The sequence below is a fragment of the Promicromonospora vindobonensis genome, assembly GCF_042685865.1.
GTDB classification, from domain to species: domain Bacteria; phylum Actinomycetota; class Actinomycetes; order Actinomycetales; family Cellulomonadaceae; genus Promicromonospora; species Promicromonospora vindobonensis.
In genome coordinates this window covers 1,282,302-1,299,024 of record NZ_JBHUOG010000002.1, presented here as the reverse complement: position 1 = coordinate 1,299,024, position 16,723 = coordinate 1,282,302, and the positions used below count along the sequence as shown (strand labels likewise).

Here is a 16,723-nt window from a genome sequence, read left to right as displayed (position 1 = left end):
GCCGAGAGTAGACGGTGTCTACGGAGGGCAACATGGTCCGTCCGGTATCACTTCCTCCGGGTGCACGGGTCGAGATCCGGCCCAGAACTACGACTCCAACCACCGCAACACAGCCAGCACCCGCCGGCTATACCCACCCTCCGCAACCAACCCCAGCTTGTCGAAGATCGCATTCGAGTGCTTCTCCACCGCCGACGTAGACACGAACAATGCCGCAGCGATCCCCGCATTGGTCCGTCCCTCGGCCATCAACGAGAGCACCTCCCGCTCCCGCTCCGTCAGCACCCCGAGCGCATGCGACGTGTCCCGAAACAGCTGCCGCACCACATCCGGATCCAGCACCAGCCCCCCGACGCGCACCCGCTCCAGCGCGTCGAGAAAGTCGTCCACCCCCATCACCCGGTCCTTGAGCAGGTACCCGACGGCGCGCGCGTCGTCCCCGAGCAGCACCTGCGTGAACTCCCGCTCCACGTACTGCGACAGCACGAGGATCCCCACCTCGGGCCACCGGTCCCGGATCTGCACCGCGGCCCGCACGCCCTCGTCGGTATGGGTGGGCGGCATGCGTACATCCAGTACGACGACGTCGGGCCGCTCGGCCGCCAGCCGCGCCATCAGGCCGTCAGCGGAGCCGTAGGCGGCGACGACGTCGTGCCCCTCGTCCGTCAGGAGGCTGCGGATGCCCTCGCGGAGCAGGGCGGAATCCTCGGCCAGCATCACGCGCACGGCAGGGTCACCTCGATCCGGGTCGGCCCGCCGACCGGACTGGCCACGAGAAGAGACCCGCCCGCTGCGGCCACCCGCCCGGCCAGCCCAGCCAGCCCGTGTCCGGGCGAGACCACAGCCCCGCCGACGCCGTCGTCGCTGATCACCACGCGAACCGTCTCGTCAACAACTGACACCACAACCCCAGCCGCCCCAGCCGCCGAATGCTTCGCCACATTGGTCAGCGCCTCTGCCACCACGTAGTACACCGTCGTCTCCACGCCGGCCGGCAGTCGCCCAGGCGAGTCCCACTCCAGCTCCGTCGGCACCCCCGCCCGAGACACCAGCTCCGCCAGCACCGGCGCCAGCCCGTGCGTGTCCAGCGCGGTGGGCCGCACCCGCCACGCGACCTCCCGCAGGTCTGTCACCAGCCGCTCCGCCTCCAACCCAGCCTGCTCCAGCAACAGAGCCCCAGCAGACCCGGGACCAACAGCACGCCGTGCCCGGTTCACCAGCAGCCCGAGTGCCACGGCCCGCTGCTGCACCCCGTCGTGCAGGTCCCGCTCGATCCGCCCTCGCTCCGCATCCAGTGCGGCCAACAGCTCGGCCCGGCTCACCGTCAGCGACTCGACCTGCGCCTCCAGCCGCTCGCTCCGGCTCGGCGCCAGCCACCGCGCGGCCGCCGACCGGTCCAGCAGCCCCACGCCGATCAGCCCCATCAGGTCCAGGTACAGCAGCACCGCTCCGATCGGCACGAGCACCAGCACGTCCGACGTCGCCAGCCCGTCGCCCTGGAACGACGCGTCCACGGTGAGCCGCACGTCGAACAGCCACGACGCCAGGCTCACCACCACGCCGAACAGCCCGTACCACAGCAGCCCGAGCACCAGCGTGCCCACCAGGCCGACGCCCACCCGCGCCCCGAGATACCGGGCGGCCCGGGGAGAGGTGAGCACGCCCCCGGGGTCGGCCCAGCCGAGAAAACGCACCGTACGACGCCGGTGCCACGCGACCAGCGACCCCACCCCGAGCGGCGCGCCCCGCCGCACCAGCGCCACCACCGCACCCACCAGGTCCACCGGCCACGTGACCGCGCCGAGCGCAGCGCCCCACAGCATGCGGGCAGGGGTGCTGCGCCAGACGGCGGGGGAGGGGTCCACCTCGCCAGGATAGGGACGACGTCGGCCGCGCGGACTGCGGAAAACCACACCCCGACCTGCGGAGTACCCGGCGAGACCGGACGGATAGGCACAGTTCGCCTGCCACCCGAAGCCGAATAGCGTAGATCCCATGACGACATACAGCTTCGCCACGACCGTCGCCGACTGGGCCATCGGACTGATGGAGACCCTCGGCGCACCGGGCGCAGGCGTTGCGATCGCCCTCGAGAACCTGTTCCCGCCCCTGCCCAGCGAGGTCATCCTGCCGCTGGCCGGGTTCACGGCCTCGCAGGGCTCCCTGATCCTCTGGCAGGTCCTGATCTGGACGACGGCGGGGTCCGTCGTCGGCGCGGTCCTCCTGTACGGGCTGGGGGCGTGGCTGGGCCGCGACCGGCTGCGCGCCATCGTGGACCGGATGCCCCTGGTGGCGCTCGAGGACGTGGACAAGGCGGAGAGCTGGTTCAACCGGCACGGGGACTGGGCGGTGCTCATCGGCCGGCTCATCCCGATCGTGCGCAGCCTCATCTCCATCCCCGCCGGCGTGGAGCGCATGCCGATCTGGCGCTTCCTCGCGTTCACGACGCTCGGCTCCGGCGTCTGGAACACCCTGCTGGTCGGCGCGGGCTACCTGCTGGGCGACCAGTGGCACGTCGTCGAGGAGAGCGTCGGGGTGTTCCAGAAGGTCGTCATCGTGGTCGTCGTGCTGCTGGTCGTGTGGTGGCTGGTCAAGACCCTGCGGGGCCGCCAGGACCAGGACACCCCCCGGCACGTACGGAAGCGCTGATCACGGGGTGCATGATGCTGCTGTGACTGACGACCGCACCGCAAAGATCCTCCGCTCGATCGCCCCGTACCTGGCCAGCTGGGCCGCGTTCCAGGCCGACTACCACGGCATGCCCGGCCTGCAGCTGGCCGTCGGCCGCCGCGGCACCGTCTTCGTCGACCTGGCCTGGGGCAAGGCGAACCTCGAGACGGGGGAGGACCTCACCAGCGACCACCTGTTCCGCGTCGCCTCCCACTCCAAGACGTTCACCGCCGTCATCGTGATGCGGCTCGTCGAGCACGGCAAGCTGCGCCTGGACGACGCCGTGGGCGAGCTCGTCCCCGAGCTCGACGGGTCGGCCGCAGCCGGCGTCACCGTCCGGGAGCTGCTCGGCCACCAGGCCGGCATCATCCGCGACTCGTCCGACGGCGACTTCTGGCAGCACAAGCGGCCCTTCCTCGACCGCGAGCAGGTGCTGGAGTGCGTGCGCGCCGAGGGCGTCGTGTTCGAGCCGAACGAGCACTTCAAGTACACGAACATCGGCTACAGCCTGCTCGGCATCATCATCGAGCAGGTCACAGGCAAGACGTACGACGAGATGGCGCGCGCCGCCGTCGTCGAACCGCTGGGACTGAAGCGGACCGGCACCGAGCTGGACCCCGCCCGTGCCGCTGAGTACGCCGCAGGCCACACCGGCCGGATCACGCACGGCGACACGCGCCGCGTCGTCCCGCACGTCGACACCCGCGCCATGGCCGCAGCCACCGGCTGGTACTCCACCGCGCTCGAGATGGTCCGCTACGGCGCCACGCACGTGTTCGGCGACACCACGCTGCTCAGCGACAAGAGCAAGCGCCTCCTGCAGCGCGAGGAGTCCCGCGTCGTGGTCAGGGGAGCCGAGCGCGGCCGGTACGGCGTCGGCATGTCCCTCGGGAAGATCGGCGACCGCGAGGTCGTCGGGCACTCCGGCGGCTACCCCGGGCACATCACGCGCACCTGGATCGACCCGGCCGACGGCCTCGTCGTGTCCGCCCTCACCAACTCCGTCGACGGGATCGCCGACCAGATCGCTACCGGCGTCATCCACCTGATCAACCTGGCGCTCGCGGCCGCGGACGAGGAGGCGGGCGAGATCCCGGACAACGCCCCCGTGGGGAGATTCGCCAACCTGTGGGGCGTGGCCGACGTCGTGGACCTCGGCGGGATCCTGCACTCGATCAACCCGCGCTTCGCCCGGCCCGACGAGGTCGCGGTGCGCCTCGTCGCCTCGGACGGCGCCCTCGCGCAGGAGTCCGTCCCTGGCTTCGGGACGGTCGGGGAGCCGGTCCAGGTGGAGCGGGACGCCGACGGCGCGGTCACCTCCGTCCGGGTCAACGCCCTGACGTCGTGGCCGATCGACGAGTTCCGGGCGCGGGCGGCAGCCCGACCGAGCCGCTGAGCCGCGTAGACACAGCGTGAGCGGGCTGCGCCGCGGAGAGCAGACCTGCTCTCCGCGGCGCAGCCCGCTCACGTGACTTTCCCGGCGCCGCCTCAGCGACGGCCCACCGTCACTCCGCCCCGAGCGCCGCCACCGGCGAGGTGCGGGCCGCGGCCCGAGCCGGGAGTACCGACGCGAGGAGGCCGGCGATGAGGGCGACACCGAGGGTCAGTGCGAGCTCCGTCCACGGGACGGCAAACTGCACGGAGCCCATCATCTGCAGGGCGGTGGCCGACCCGGACCAGCCGAACCCGAGGCCGAGCACGATGCCGACGAGCGCACCGACGCCCGCGATGAGGACGCCCTCCACGGCGAGCATGCCGCGCAGCTGCTCCTTGCTCATGCCGATGGCCCGCAGGGTCGCGGACTCCTTGGTCCGCTCGATCACCGAGAGGGACAGCGTGTTCGTCACGCCGACCAGGGCGATCACCACGGCGACGGCGAGCAGCCCCACCATGATGCCGAGGACGACGTCCACGATCTGCCGGAACGACGCGGCCTGCGCGGCCGGGCCCACGACCATGGCGTCGATGTCGACCTGCGTGGCGATCTCCTGGATGTCCCCGAGCACCACCTCTGCGTCGCCGCCCGAGATGTGGCCCCAGATATCGGTCCCGGTATGGGTGTCGGTGACGCGGGCGAGGTCCTCGGGCGTGACGGTCTGGTCGAGTGCCATGGAGCCCGTGATGACGACCGTCAGATCGACCGTGCCGCTCGGGCCCGAGACGGGGGTGCTGTCGCCCGCGCCGAGGGACAGAGAGTCCGCCGTGCCCTGGGACAGCAGGATCGAGCCCTCCGCGAGCTCCTCCGCCTGGTCCGGCACGTTCACCACGGCGACCAGCCCGTCGGGGTCGGCGGCCCTGAGCTGCATGTCCTCCGTGTCGCCGATGGCGGCCGACGCGTGGGTGACGGCCGTGGCGGCCGAGACGCCGGACGCCTCGGCGACGGCGTCGCGCATGTCCTCGACGTGCTCGGGCACGGTGACGGACACGCTGAGGTCGTACGGGAAGGTCTCGTCGAGGCTGCGTTCCGAGGTCGCACGGGCGCTCGCGGCGCCGGTGGACATCATGGTGACGAGGGTGACGCCGATGAGCAGTGCCGTGGAGGTCGCCGCCGTGCGGCGCGGGTTGCGCAGCGTGTTGGCGACCGCGAGGCGTGGGGCCGGGCCGGAGCGGGTCACGAGGGCGCCCAGGCCGGCCGCGACGCGCGGCAGCCAGAGGACCGCGCTCAGCACGACGCCGAAGAACGTGAAGGCGACGCCGCCGACGGCCGCGACCATACCGACCTCCAGGGAACCTGCATTCCCGAGGGAGGTGCCGAGGCCGAGCAGTGCGATGCCGCCAAGAACGCAGAGGACCGAGATCACGAGGCGGGCGCGGCCGGTACGGGCGCTGAGCGTCGGGGCGTCGGACGGCCGCAGCGCGGCGAGCGGCGCGACGCGGGTCGCGGAGCGGGCCGGAGCGAGCGCCGCCAGGAACGTCACGACCGTGCCGACGGCGAGCGGCAGCACGATCGACTGGGGGGTCAGCGTGATCGTCTCCGGGATCGGGACACCGAGGTCGAAGTTGGGCGCCACCATCAGCGCGGCCTGGGTGAGCAGCGCGCCGATCAGGGTGCCCAGCGCGGAGGCGACGACGCCGAGGATCGCAGCCTCCAGCAGGACGCTGCGGTAGACCTGGTCGGTCCCCGCGCCGATGCAACGCAGGAGGGCGAGCGTCCTGGTCCGCTGGGCGATGAGCACCTGGAACGTGTTGGTGATGACCATGGCGGCGATCATCAGCGCGATGGCGGCGAACGCCATGACGAACACGAGGAAGAGGAGATTTTCGCCTCCGGTCAGTCCAGAGGTTTTCTCCGTCGCCACCGCCTCGGTGGTCCTGACGGACGCCTGAGCGCCGTCCCCGCCGACGACGTCCTGGATCGCAGTGCTCAGTGCCGCAGGGACGCTGTTGTCGGAGAGCGGGCTGTCGAGCGCGACGAGCAGATCGGTGACGTCCGACGGGTAGGCCTCGGCGGCGTTCCAGGCGCTGAGTGTGGCGGACGGGATCGCGGCGGCCCCGCCGGAGGCCGTGTAGACGCCGTAGGGGTCGTCGGCGAGGCCGGTCACGGTCAGTGACTCGAAGACCTCCTCCGGCTCGCCGAGCTCGGCTGCCGGGTTCTCTGCCTCGCTCTCGGCCCAGCCCTCCGGGTACAGGGTGCGGGAGATCCTCAGCTCGTCGCCGATGCCCACCTCGAGCCGCTCGGCGACCTGGGGTGTCAGCGCCACCTCGTCGGCGGCGGCCGGCCAGGCGCCGTCGCTCAGCTCGAGCGATGAGAGCCGCGGGTCCGTCGGGACCGGGGCGAACAGCTGGTAGCCACCCTTGCCGCCGTTGCGCAGGGTGCCCGACCAGGTGATGAGAGGCTGGACGGTCCCGACGCCGTCGACGGCAGCGACCGCCTCGACGTCACCGGTGGAGAACGAGCTCTCCGACTCCTCGTCGGCGGACACGATGACGTCGGAATCCGCGTAGCTCGCCGCCACGACGTCGCTGGCCGTCTCCTCGATGATGCCGCCGGCGAGCAGCGTCACGGTGACGAACACCGTGCTGATCAGGATGGCGATGCCTGCTGACGCGAGGCGCCCGGTGCTGCGGCGCATCTGCCCGAGGGTGAAGCGCGCGGTGGGCATGGAGGTGGCCATCAGGCACCGGCCCCGGTGGTCGTGCCGGTGGCGGGACCCGTGGCGACGGCGGGGTCGAGGGTGCGCAGGGCGTCGAGGCCGGCCATGGCGGACTCAGACGTCGGGTCGCTGATGTCGCCCGCGATCCGACCATCGGCAATCAGGACCGCACGATCCGCATACGCAGCAGCAGACGGGTCATGCGTCACCATGATGATCGTGCGACCCAGCTCACGCACCGAGCGACGCAAGAACGACAGAACCTCAGCACCCGAACGCGAGTCCAGGTTCCCGGTCGGCTCGTCCGCGAACACCACATCAGGCTGCGCGATCAACGCACGCGCGATCGCCACACGCTGCTGCTGCCCACCAGAGAGCTCACCCGGACGGTGGGTGAGGCGGCCTTTGATTCCCAGGGTCTCGACCAGGGTGTCGAACCAGGCCTTGTCGACCGTGCCACCAGCAAGCTCGACCGGCAACGTGATGTTCTGCTCGGCCGTGAACATCGGCAACAGGTTGAACTGCTGGAACACGAACCCGACCCGATCACGCCGCAACCGGGTCAACGCCTTGTCGTTCAACCCGGTGATCTCCGTGTCACCCAGGAACGCCTGACCGCTGGTCGCAGAATCCAGACCCGCCAACAGGTGCATCAGGGTCGACTTGCCCGAACCTGACGGACCCATGATGGCCGTGAACCGGCCCTGCTCGAAGTCGACATCGACACCGTCCAAGGCCTGCACGGTGGCCTCACCCTTGCCATAGGTCTTCGTCAGGCTCCGGGCCCGTACGGCGTGGGCGGCACTGCCCGGCACAGAGGCCGACTGGCCCGCCGGGACGTACACGGTGGTGTCCACGAAATTGCTCCTCGAATTGATGACGGCTGAGAGCCGTTCAGGCTGGGCCCTGCTGGCCCGCCGCGGAGGGCGACGGGCCAGCAGGCACGAACCTACGGATTCGAGGGGGTCGGGGCGTCAGGCCTGAGCCTGATCATTTGCCCGACATGTCATACCCAGGTCGTACGAGTCTGATCGGCAACGGTGCAGGTCACGACGCTGCTCTGCAGCGAGGAGGAGCGGGTACACGACGAACGGAGCACGAATCTTCCAGACATCACCGGGCCTGTGGGCGCTCAACGGCAACCTGGGGCGCTCGATTTCTCGCCGCCTCGGCCAACCTCTCGCCCAGCTCCGCGAGCGGCACGGAGACCTTCGCGCCCGACGCCGGGTCGGTCACGGCGAGTACGCCCGCCTCGACCTCGCGCGGCCCGAGCACGCCGAGCAGCGCGTCGCGCCGACGTCGGGCCAGGCGGATCCGGTTGCCCAGCGATCCGTCCCGTTCCACGCGGACGCGGACGCCGCGGGAGCGCAGGTCTGCGGCCAGCCGGTCGGCTGCATCACCCGGGGCGACTGCGTCGTCCGCGGCGTCCGGCGAACGGTCGGCTACCGGGAGCAGGCAGACCTGCACCGGCGCCAGCCAGAACGGCAGCCGCCCGTCGTGCCGCTCCAGGAGGAACGCGACCATCCGCTCCATCGCCCCGACGGTGCCGCGGTGGATCATGACCACCCGCTCCCGTTCGCCGGACGCCGCGACGTAGGTCAGGTCGAACCGCTCCGGCTGGTTGAAGTCGAGCTGCACGGTCGCGAGGGTCTCCTCGTGGCCGCGCACGTCGAGTACCTGGACGTCGATCTTCGGCCCGTAGAACGCGGCCTCGCCCGGCACCGCGCGCCAGGGCACCCCGGCCGGAGCCGCACGGAGCACCGCGTCCAGCGCCGCGGCCAGCGCCTCCTCCGCCGAGGCCCACTGCTCGGGCGAACCCAGCCACCTGGCCGAGTCGTCCCGGCCAGACAGCCGCAGGTAGGACACCTCGATCCCCAGGGTGTCGAGCACCTCGAGGACCGCGTCCAGGGCGATGCGGACCTCCGCCCCCACCTGGTCGGGGCGGCAGAAGACGTGCGCGTCGTCCAGGTTGATCTGCCGCACGCGGCTCAGCCCCGACAGCACCCCGGACCGCTCCGCGCGGAACATCGGGGCGAGCTCCGAGTAGCGCACGGGCAGGTCGCGGTAGGACCGCGGCTCGGACGCGTAGATCTGCGCGTGGTGCGGGCAGTTGGCGGGGCGCAGCACGAGCGGGTCGGCGTCGCCGGGCTCCTCGTGCGGGTCGCCGATGTACATGGGTGGGAACATGTCGTCCGCGAACTTGGCCCAGTGCCCCGACCGCTCGAAAAGCGAGCGCTTGCCGAGCACCGGCGAGTACACGGGCTCACACCCGGTGCGCAGCGCGACCTCACGTGCGTACTGCTCGAGCTCGTACCGCACGGCCGCACCGGCGGGCAGCCACAGCGGCAGGCCGGGACCGACCAGCGGGCTCGAGCTGAAGATCCGCATGTCGCGGCCGAGCTCGCGGTGATCAAGGCTGGCGGTGACGTTCATGGTGGTGCTCCTTCGATGAGGGAGCTGCCCCGATCCGCCGTCGTGCACGACAAAGGCCCCGGGAGCATGCTCCGGGGGCCTGGTTGCTGCGAGATGCAGGGTCAGCGCGCGCCGGAGGGAACCGGCGTCGTCGTGCGTGCGCTGAGGTGCATACCCACAACCGTAATGTCAGAGGGTGGACGCGTCCAGCGCGTTGCAGTCCTGGATGGTGCCGCCGTTGTAGCCGGTCGAGAACCACTTGACGCGCTGCTCGCTGGAGCCGTGCGAGAACGCCTCGGGGTTCACATCGCCGCCGGACCGGCGCTGGATGTTGTCGTCGCCCACGGCAGCGGCGGCGGACAGTGCCTGGTTGAGCTCGTCCTCGGTGATGGGTTCGAGGAACGTGACGCCGGTGTCCGGGTCCTCGGTGGTCGCGGCGTTGCCTGCCCACATCCCGGCGAGGCAGTCGGCCATGAGCTCGATGCGCACGGAGTCGGACTCCGGACCCGTGCCCGACCGGTCGGCCTGCTCGAACAGCCCGAGCTGGTTCTCGATGTGGTGCCCGAACTCGTGCGCCGTCACGTACATCTCCGCCAGCGGCCCGCCCTCCGCGCCGAACTGGCTGGACAGCTGGTCGTAGAACGCGAGGTCTTCGTACACGGTCGTGTCGGCCGGGCAGTAGAACGGTCCGGTGGCCGACGTCGCCGACCCGCAGCCGGTGTCGACCGCCTCGGTGAAGCTGACTACCTCGGGCATCGCGTACTCGACCCCGCCCTGCTCGGGGAGGGTCGCGGCCCAGTACACGTCCAGCGAGTCCACAACCCCGCTGAGCCGGCACTCCGCGTCGGCGTTGGCCTGCTCCGCAGTGCACTCGCCGACGTATCCCTGCTCGCCCGTGCTCCCGGCGTCGGCGCTGGTCCCGCCGAGGATGTCGGTCGGGCTGTTGCCGGTCACCAGCATGTACACCAGCGCGACGATGATCGCCACGCCGCCTCCGCCGCCCGCGACGACCGCGCCACGGCGTCCGCCGCCCTTGCGGACCCGGCCGCCCTCGAACTGCCCGCCCTCGCTGAACGTCACGCGGCAACGCTACCTCGATGAAGGCGTCCGTACCCGGGGGGCGGCGCCGCTCAGCCGGCCCAGGTTCGCCGGTCGCGGGCCGCGAGGTGCACGATCTCCAGCTCGCGGTCGGTGAGCATCGCCCGCCGGCTCTCGAGCCACGGCACCAGCTCGTCCGCCGTGAGCACCTCGACGCCGTCGCGCGGGCCCTCGACCCGCGGCTGGTCCGTCCGGACGAAGACGATCAGCGCCTGCACGCTCACCGGCACCCGCGTCGCCCGGCCCAGGATCTCCTGGGTGCGGCGCGCGGCGTTCCGGGCGTGCTCGGCGGTGACGTCCTGGACGGGCCGGTACACGGTCTCGATGATGTAGACGCCGGAGGGCCCGATCACGAGCTGGTCGAGCTCCAGGGCGCCGCTGTGCTGCGCGGTGCCCGGCGAGCGGAGCTGCCCCGAGCTCGACGAAGGAACTTGGATCGACTGGATGACCCGCCAGATGGGTCGCTGGGCCACGAGCTCCCAGAGCTCGCCCGCGACGGCCCGCACCCCGGCGATGCGGCGGCTCAGCGCGCGGTGCTTCGGGTCGTACTGCCCGCGTAGTCGCCCGCGCACCAGGGAGCCGAGGTGCTGCCGCCGGTAGGCACGGCGGCGGGCGATCAGGTGCTTCGCCGGCCGGTTGTTGGTCAGATCGTCTCCCCGGGCCAGGCGGCCCGTTCGGAGATTCGGCAGTGCGTCGGCGAGGGTGACGGGAACGCTCGGGGAGTCGGTGCCCATGAGCGGACGGTACGTCCGAGATGGCGCGTCCGCGCGTTCTGGGGGTGAAGTGCTGAGCCCCCGAGCCCGAGTAGTCGGTAGTCCGTCAGATGATCGGTAACTCGGGCGACCGATCACGTGACCAACTACCGACCACACGCCCGGTCCGGTCCGGCCTGGCCAGCCCCGCCTCAGTCCCGCCCGGGCGGGAACGCTCGGCGCGCCACCAGCACTACCACCAGTGCCGCCACGACGATCGCCGCCCCGGTGTACGGCACGGCGGCGAACCCGGCGCCGTCGAGCACGAGCGCCCCGAGCGCCGCACCGCCGCCGATGCCGATGTTGGCGGTGGAGTTGACCAGCGCGCCGACGACGTCGGGCGAGGCCCCCCGCGTCCGGATGGCGGCAGCCTGGAAGACGGCGGCGACGGCGCCGAAGCCGATGCTCCACACGGCGGCCGCCGCGAGCGTGCCGGCCGTGCCGGGGAACGCGAGCCCGAGCGCCAGGATCCCGCCGGCGACGACGACCAGGGTGATCACGGTGGTCTGCCGGGGCCGCACGTCGAGCTGGGCGGCGGCGAAGGCCGCGCCGATGAGGCCGAGGGCACCGATCAGCAGCAGCGCGGGGCCGAGCGCCGCCGTGGCGAGGCCCGCGGCCAGGAGCAGCACCGACACGTACGTGTAGACGGTGTAGTGGCCGAGGTATGCGAGCGCGTTCGCCGTCGTGACCTTGGCGAGGGCGGTGCGGCGGGCGCCGCGGGCGGCGTCGTCCGGGGGAGCGCCGCCACCGGGGACGGACGGCAGCACCAGTGCCGTCAGTACTCCGGCGAGCGCGCATGCCCCGGCCAGGACCAGGAAGACGGGGCGCCAGCCGATGGCGGTGCCGAGCGCCGTCGACAGCGGGACGCCGAGCACGAACCCCGCCGACGCGCCGAGGGTGACCAGCGCCAGCGCGCGGCCCGCCAGGTGCGCGCGCACCAGGCGCGACGCGTACCCGATGCTCACGGAGAAGAAGACGGCGTGCGACGCCCCGCCCAGGGCCCTGGCCGTGGCGACGAGAGCGAAGGTGGGCGCCAGCGCGACGATCACGTTGCTCACGGTGTACACCGCGAGGGTGGCGAGCAGCACGGTCTTGCGCGGCAGCCCGCGCGTGGCCGTCGTCAGGGGCAGGGCGAGCACCGCGACCATGAACGCGTACGCGGTGACCAGCAGGCCGGCGACGCCCTCTGAGACGGAGAGGTCGTCGCTGATCAGCGGCAGCAGGCCCACGGGGACCAGCTCGGTCGTGATGGCGACGAACGTGGCGAGCGCCAGGGCGAACAGGCCGCCGGCGGCCTCGCGGACGTCGCCGGGCTGCCAGGTGGGCCGAGCGCGCGGGGTAGCCATGCCTCTCATCCTGACACCCGCCCGGCCCCGTCGAGTGCTGGACATCTGCGCCGTCGAAACGTTCCGGCAGCGCACATGTCCAGCACTGGACGGTCCGGCACGGGCTAGCCGAGGGTACGGAGGCTGAACCTTTCGAAGGTGGCCGTCGTCGCCGGCGTGGCGCCGCCGCCCGCGTAGATACCGACCTCCGGGTCCGTGCCCGCGGGGAGCGTCCAGGTGGCGCCGAAGCGCCAGCTCTCGCCGTCACGCGAGGACGCCGCACGGTACTCGTGCTCACCGGTGGCCGGGTCCGTGGTGTGGAACAGGCGCAGGTGCATCGTGTCGGCGACCGGTCCGGAGACGTGGCCGCCGAACCAGGTACGGCCGTCGGCCGTGAGCTCCTTGCCGAACTCGACCTGGCGGGTCTGCCAGATCGACACCGGCGCGAGCCGCAGGAAGTCGTCGTCACCCGCGTGCACCAGCAGGCCGGCCTGCTGGTAGTTGCGCACCGTGTCCTGGCCCAGCGGCAGGTGCACGGTGGCCTCCACCACGTAGTCACCGTCCGGCGCGTCGCGCAGCAGCGCCGGCGCGTCGTTGGTGGCCCCCACCAGGTCGTGCCCGGTCAGCGGCCACGACAGCGCACCGTCCGAGATCTCGACGGAGGCCGGGTCGTGCAGCCACCGCCAGCCCGCGTCCAGCTCGCCGTCGAACTCCTCGGCGAACGTCACGGCACCGGCCTGCGGCTCGGCGACGCGCTCGGTCACCGGGTCGTGTGCCGGCACGACGGTCAGGTTGTCGAGCTGCGCCTCACCGCCGTCGGCCGCCAGGCGGACGGGCGCCCGACGGGGCAGCTCGCGGCGCGGCTCGAACCGCACCTCTGCGTCCACGTCGCCGAGACCGCTCGAGGACAGCCGCGCGTCGACCACGCCGTCGCGCGCCTCGACGCTCAGGACGTGCCACGAGGTCAGGTCCACGTTCGCCGGCACGTCAGCCCGCTGCTGCTGACGGCCTTGCCCGACGACGAGCTCGCGCGCCCCGGCGTCCAGCCGCACCGACACCCCGGACGGCTCCCGACCGCCGACGGCGACCGTGGCCGCCCCGTCGGCGTCGGGCAGCCGCACGTCCGCCTCGACCCGCACGTCCCGCGGGGCCGGAGATGTCTGTGCCACCGCGGCACCCCGCCGGTCCGGCACCAGCCGCGCGATCGCGCCCGCGTCACCCGACTCGTCGGATCCGGCGGCCAGCGTCCCCGACACGCGCCGGAGCCCGGACCCCGACGCCGGGTCACCGCTCACGATGCCGAGCCCGCTCGCGGACACCGGACCCGGCTGCGGGCCCTCGCTGGGACCTGCACCCGCGTTGACCACCGGCCACCCGTCGATCCAGTCCATCCGGTCGATCAGCGTGGGCCGCCGGTTCACGCCGCCGGGCTCGTTCAGCCACGCCTCGTCCTTGTCGATGGCGTGGTACAGCATCCAGTCCTGCCCGGACACGTCCGTGAGCACCGCGTGGTGCCCCACCCCGATCCACCGGTTGCCGTTCTGCGCCACGACCTGCGTGCCACCCACCCGGGACTCGTTCAGGCTCACGCCCTCGTGATCCGTGAACGGGCCCAGCGGCGACCGCGACCGCCCCGTGTACACGCTGTACCCCGTCACCGGGCCCGCGCAGCAGTTGGCCGACGACCCCATCAGGTAGTACCAGCCGTCCCGCTTGACCACGAACGCGCCCTCGTACCGGTCGGCGACCGTCACCCGCGTCGGCTCACCCACGGCCCGGGTCCCCGTCTTGTCCAGCTCCGTGACCCAGATACCCCCGTTGAAGCCGCCGAAGTACAGGTAGCGGGTCCCGTCGTCGTCCGCGAACAGCGCGGGGTCGATCGTGTTCAGGTACGAGCTGCCTCCCGCGGGGCGCGGGTCGAGCACCGGCCCGCCGGAGTCCGTCCACGGACCCGTCGGGGTCGGCGCCGTCGCCACACCGATCGTGTAGTCCCACGGATCGGGGTTCGCCTCCGTGTCCGTCACCGTGTAGTACATGACGTACTCACCGTCCACGTAGCGGATGTCCGGCGCCCAGAAGTACGAGGCACTCGCGGCCCAGGCCGGCCGGTTCTCCTCGTCGAAGATCGTGTCCACGTACTCCCACGTCTCCAGGTCGCGGGACTTGGCCACGTGCATGTTCCCGAACGGCCCGCCCGACACGAGCGGGTCGCTCGTCGCGTACAGGTACCACCAGCCGTCCTTGCCGCGGATCACCGCCGGGTCGGCGTAGGTGTCGGCGAACGGCTCGGTGATCGGGTTGGTGAAGGTGGTGCCGGACGGGGTGCCGGTCCCGGACGGGCTGTCGTTGGACGGGGTGCCGTTGCCGGACGGCAGTGGAGCGGCCGCTGCTGGTGCGCCGCCACCGCCGTCGGGCAGGGCGCTGGCGCCAAGGGCCAGCGCGAGCGAGGCGAGGACGGCGACAAACCGGATCTGCATGGGTTTCTCATCCCTTCGGGCGGCGGGGAACGTCCTCGATGACGTTGCCCGGCGCACCTTGACGACGAAGCAGGTACAACGTAGTACCAGGTGGTGAAGGTACCGTCGCCGGACCGGCCCCGTCCAGACCCGTGCCGCCGGTGACGTGAGGCATCGCACCGTAATCCCTGGACGATGGGCACTAGACTGGACCGGCCCCCGCCGCTGTGGGTCGAGCGACCAACCACCACCCCCCAACTGTGAGGACCATCTGCGTGATCACTGCCCATGGCGTCGAGCTGCGCGTCGGCGCGCGCGTGCTGCTGAGCGAGGCGAACTTTCGGGTCGCCTCGGGCGACCGCATCGGCCTGATCGGCCGTAACGGCGCCGGCAAGACCACGCTGACCAAGACCCTCGCGGGCGAGACCCAGCCGACGAGCGGGCAGATCGTGCGCGGTACCGACATCGGATACCTGCCGCAGGACCCGCGGACGGGTGACCTGGAGATCCTCGCGATGGACCGCGTGCTGTCCGCGCGCGGCCTCGACAAGGTCATCGCCAAGATGCGCCAGGCCGAGGGCGAGATGGCTTCTCTCGACACCGCGACGCAGAACGCGGCGATGGAGCGCTACCCCAAGCTGGAGTCGCGCTTCCTGGCCGCCGGCGGGTACTCCGCCGAGTCCGAGGCGCAGATCATCACGGCGAACCTCGGCCTGGACGAGCGCGTCCTGGCGCAGCCGCTCGGCACGCTCTCCGGTGGCCAGCGCCGTCGGATCGAGCTGGCACGCATCCTGTTCAGCGGCGTCGAGACGCTGCTGCTGGACGAGCCCACCAACCACCTCGACGCCGACTCGATCATGTGGCTGCGTGACTACCTCCGGGCGTACAACGGTGGGTTCATCGTGATCAGCCACGACGTCGACCTGCTGCGCGCCACCGTGAACAAGGTGTTCCACCTGGACGCGAACCGGGGCGAGCTCGACCAGTACAACCTGGGCTGGGACGCGTACCTGGAGCAGCGCGAGATGGACGAGCGGCGTCGTCGGCGGGAGCGGGCCAACGCCGAGAAGAAGGCGGGCACGTTGCTCGCCCAGGCCGAGAAGATGCGCGCCAAGGCCACCAAGGCGACCGCCGCCCAGAACATGATCAAGCGGGCCGAGAAGATGCTCGGCGGCCTGGAGGCCGAGCGTGCCTCCGACCGCGTGGCCAACCTGCGCTTCCCGACGCCGGCGCCCTGCGGGCGCACGCCGCTCACCGCGAGCGGGCTGTCCAAGGCGTACGGGTCCCAGGAGGTGTTCGCCGGGGTGGACCTGGCGATCGACCGCGGGTCCCGCGTCGTCATCCTGGGCTTCAACGGTGCAGGCAAGACGACGCTGCTGCGGATCCTCGCGGGCGTCGAGGCGCCCGACACCGGCCAGGTCGAGCCCGGCCACGGGCTCAAGCTCGGCTACTACGCGCAGGAGCACGACACGCTCGACATGAACGTGACCGTCGTGGAGAACCTCCGGCACGCCGCGCCCGATCTCACGGACACGCAGGTCCGTTCGGTGCTCGGCTCGTTCCTGTTCAGCGGGGACGACGCCTACAAGCCGACGAACGTGCTGTCCGGCGGCGAGAAGACGCGTCTGGCCCTGGCGACGATCGTGGTGTCCGGCGCGAACGTGCTGCTGCTCGACGAGCCGACCAACAACCTCGACCCCGCGTCCCGCGCCGAGATCCTCGGCGCGCTCAAGACCTACGAGGGCGCTGTCGTGATGGTGACGCACGACGACGGCGCCGTCGAGGCGCTCGAGCCCGAGCGGGTGCTGCTGCTGCCCGACGGCGACGAGGACCTCTGGAACGACAGCTACCAGGAGCTGGTCTCGCTCGCCTGAGCCAGAGGCGCAGCGCCGGCTCAGGTGACATGGACGGAGCCT

Annotated in this window: 12 protein-coding genes; 3 read left to right on the top strand and 9 right to left on the bottom strand. The window is 71.7% G+C overall.

Annotation, left to right across the window (positions count from 1 at the left end; all coding sequences use genetic code 11):
• Positions 1-87: 87 nt before the first annotated feature.
• Together ACFS27_RS19055 and ACFS27_RS19050 are read right to left on the bottom strand one after the other, a co-directional pair.
• Positions 88-717: a response regulator gene (locus tag ACFS27_RS19055; RefSeq protein ID WP_449302010.1), complete on the bottom strand. Its 630-nt coding sequence runs from the start codon at positions 715-717 to the stop codon at positions 88-90.
• Positions 717-1,865, bottom strand: coding sequence for a sensor histidine kinase (locus ACFS27_RS19050; RefSeq protein ID WP_377185961.1), 1,149 nt, complete (start codon positions 1,863-1,865; stop codon positions 717-719). Before ACFS27_RS19050 ends, ACFS27_RS19055 begins: the two co-directional genes overlap by 1 nt.
• Before the next feature lie 130 nt (positions 1,866-1,995).
• Between ACFS27_RS19050 and ACFS27_RS19045 the strand changes: the two genes are divergently transcribed.
• Positions 1,996-2,649, top strand: coding sequence for a DedA family protein (locus ACFS27_RS19045; protein WP_377185959.1), 654 nt, complete (start codon positions 1,996-1,998; stop codon positions 2,647-2,649).
• A 22-nt stretch (positions 2,650-2,671) separates the two neighbouring features.
• Positions 2,672-4,066 carry a serine hydrolase domain-containing protein gene (locus ACFS27_RS19040; protein ID WP_377185957.1) on the top strand — a complete coding sequence of 465 codons (1,395 nt, stop codon included), beginning with the start codon at positions 2,672-2,674 and terminating at the stop codon, positions 4,064-4,066.
• A 109-nt stretch (positions 4,067-4,175) separates the two neighbouring features.
• Here ACFS27_RS19040 and ACFS27_RS19035 read toward each other — a convergent pair whose 3' ends face one another.
• The 7 genes from ACFS27_RS19035 to ACFS27_RS19005 form a co-directional block, all read right to left on the bottom strand.
• A complete protein-coding gene (locus ACFS27_RS19035; protein WP_377185955.1) occupies positions 4,176-6,785 on the bottom strand; it encodes an FtsX-like permease family protein in 2,610 nt (869 codons plus the stop codon).
• The gene (locus ACFS27_RS19030) at positions 6,785-7,621 is read right to left on the bottom strand and encodes an ABC transporter ATP-binding protein (protein ID WP_377185953.1); all 837 of its coding nucleotides are present in this window, start codon (positions 7,619-7,621) and stop codon (positions 6,785-6,787) included. Before ACFS27_RS19030 ends, ACFS27_RS19035 begins: the two co-directional genes overlap by 1 nt.
• Before the next feature lie 256 nt (positions 7,622-7,877).
• On the bottom strand, positions 7,878-9,197 hold the full coding sequence (thrS, locus tag ACFS27_RS19025) for a threonine--tRNA ligase (protein ID WP_377185951.1): 1,320 nt from the start codon (positions 9,195-9,197) through the stop codon (positions 7,878-7,880).
• Between the two features lie 168 nt (positions 9,198-9,365).
• Positions 9,366-10,256, bottom strand: a complete 891-nt coding sequence (gene ypfJ / locus ACFS27_RS19020; RefSeq protein ID WP_253871583.1) for a KPN_02809 family neutral zinc metallopeptidase — start codon at positions 10,254-10,256, stop codon at positions 9,366-9,368.
• A gap of 50 nt (positions 10,257-10,306) precedes the next feature.
• Positions 10,307-11,008, bottom strand: a complete 702-nt coding sequence (locus ACFS27_RS19015) for a hypothetical protein (protein ID WP_377185949.1) — start codon at positions 11,006-11,008, stop codon at positions 10,307-10,309.
• Between the two features lie 170 nt (positions 11,009-11,178).
• The gene (locus tag ACFS27_RS19010) at positions 11,179-12,372 is read right to left on the bottom strand and encodes an MFS transporter (RefSeq protein WP_377185947.1); all 1,194 of its coding nucleotides are present in this window, start codon (positions 12,370-12,372) and stop codon (positions 11,179-11,181) included.
• A gap of 104 nt (positions 12,373-12,476) precedes the next feature.
• Positions 12,477-14,828, bottom strand: coding sequence for a family 43 glycosylhydrolase (locus ACFS27_RS19005; RefSeq protein ID WP_377185945.1), 2,352 nt, complete (start codon positions 14,826-14,828; stop codon positions 12,477-12,479).
• Positions 14,829-15,082: 254 nt separating this feature from the next.
• Between ACFS27_RS19005 and ACFS27_RS19000 the strand changes: the two genes are divergently transcribed.
• Entirely contained in the window at positions 15,083-16,681 is a 1,599-nt protein-coding gene (locus ACFS27_RS19000; protein WP_377185943.1) for an ABC-F family ATP-binding cassette domain-containing protein, read from the top strand.
• Positions 16,682-16,723 lie beyond the last annotated feature (42 nt).

Bases quoted from the DNA above. Each gene is read 5' to 3' on its own strand.
- ACFS27_RS19055 (WP_449302010.1), bottom strand. From the start codon at position 717: ATGCTGGCCGAGGATTCCGCCCTGCTCCGCGAGGGCATCCGCAGCCTC.
- ACFS27_RS19010 (WP_377185947.1), bottom strand. From the start codon at position 12,372: ATGGCTACCCCGCGCGCTCGGCCCACCTGGCAGCCCGGCGACGTCCGC.
- thrS (WP_377185951.1), bottom strand. From the start codon at position 9,197: ATGAACGTCACCGCCAGCCTTGATCACCGCGAGCTCGGCCGCGACATG.
- ACFS27_RS19035 (WP_377185955.1), bottom strand. From the start codon at position 6,785: ATGGCCACCTCCATGCCCACCGCGCGCTTCACCCTCGGGCAGATGCGC.
- ACFS27_RS19005 (WP_377185945.1), bottom strand. From the start codon at position 14,828: ATGCAGATCCGGTTTGTCGCCGTCCTCGCCTCGCTCGCGCTGGCCCTT.
- ACFS27_RS19015 (WP_377185949.1), bottom strand. From the start codon at position 11,008: ATGGGCACCGACTCCCCGAGCGTTCCCGTCACCCTCGCCGACGCACTG.
- ACFS27_RS19045 (WP_377185959.1), top strand. From the start codon at position 1,996: ATGACGACATACAGCTTCGCCACGACCGTCGCCGACTGGGCCATCGGA.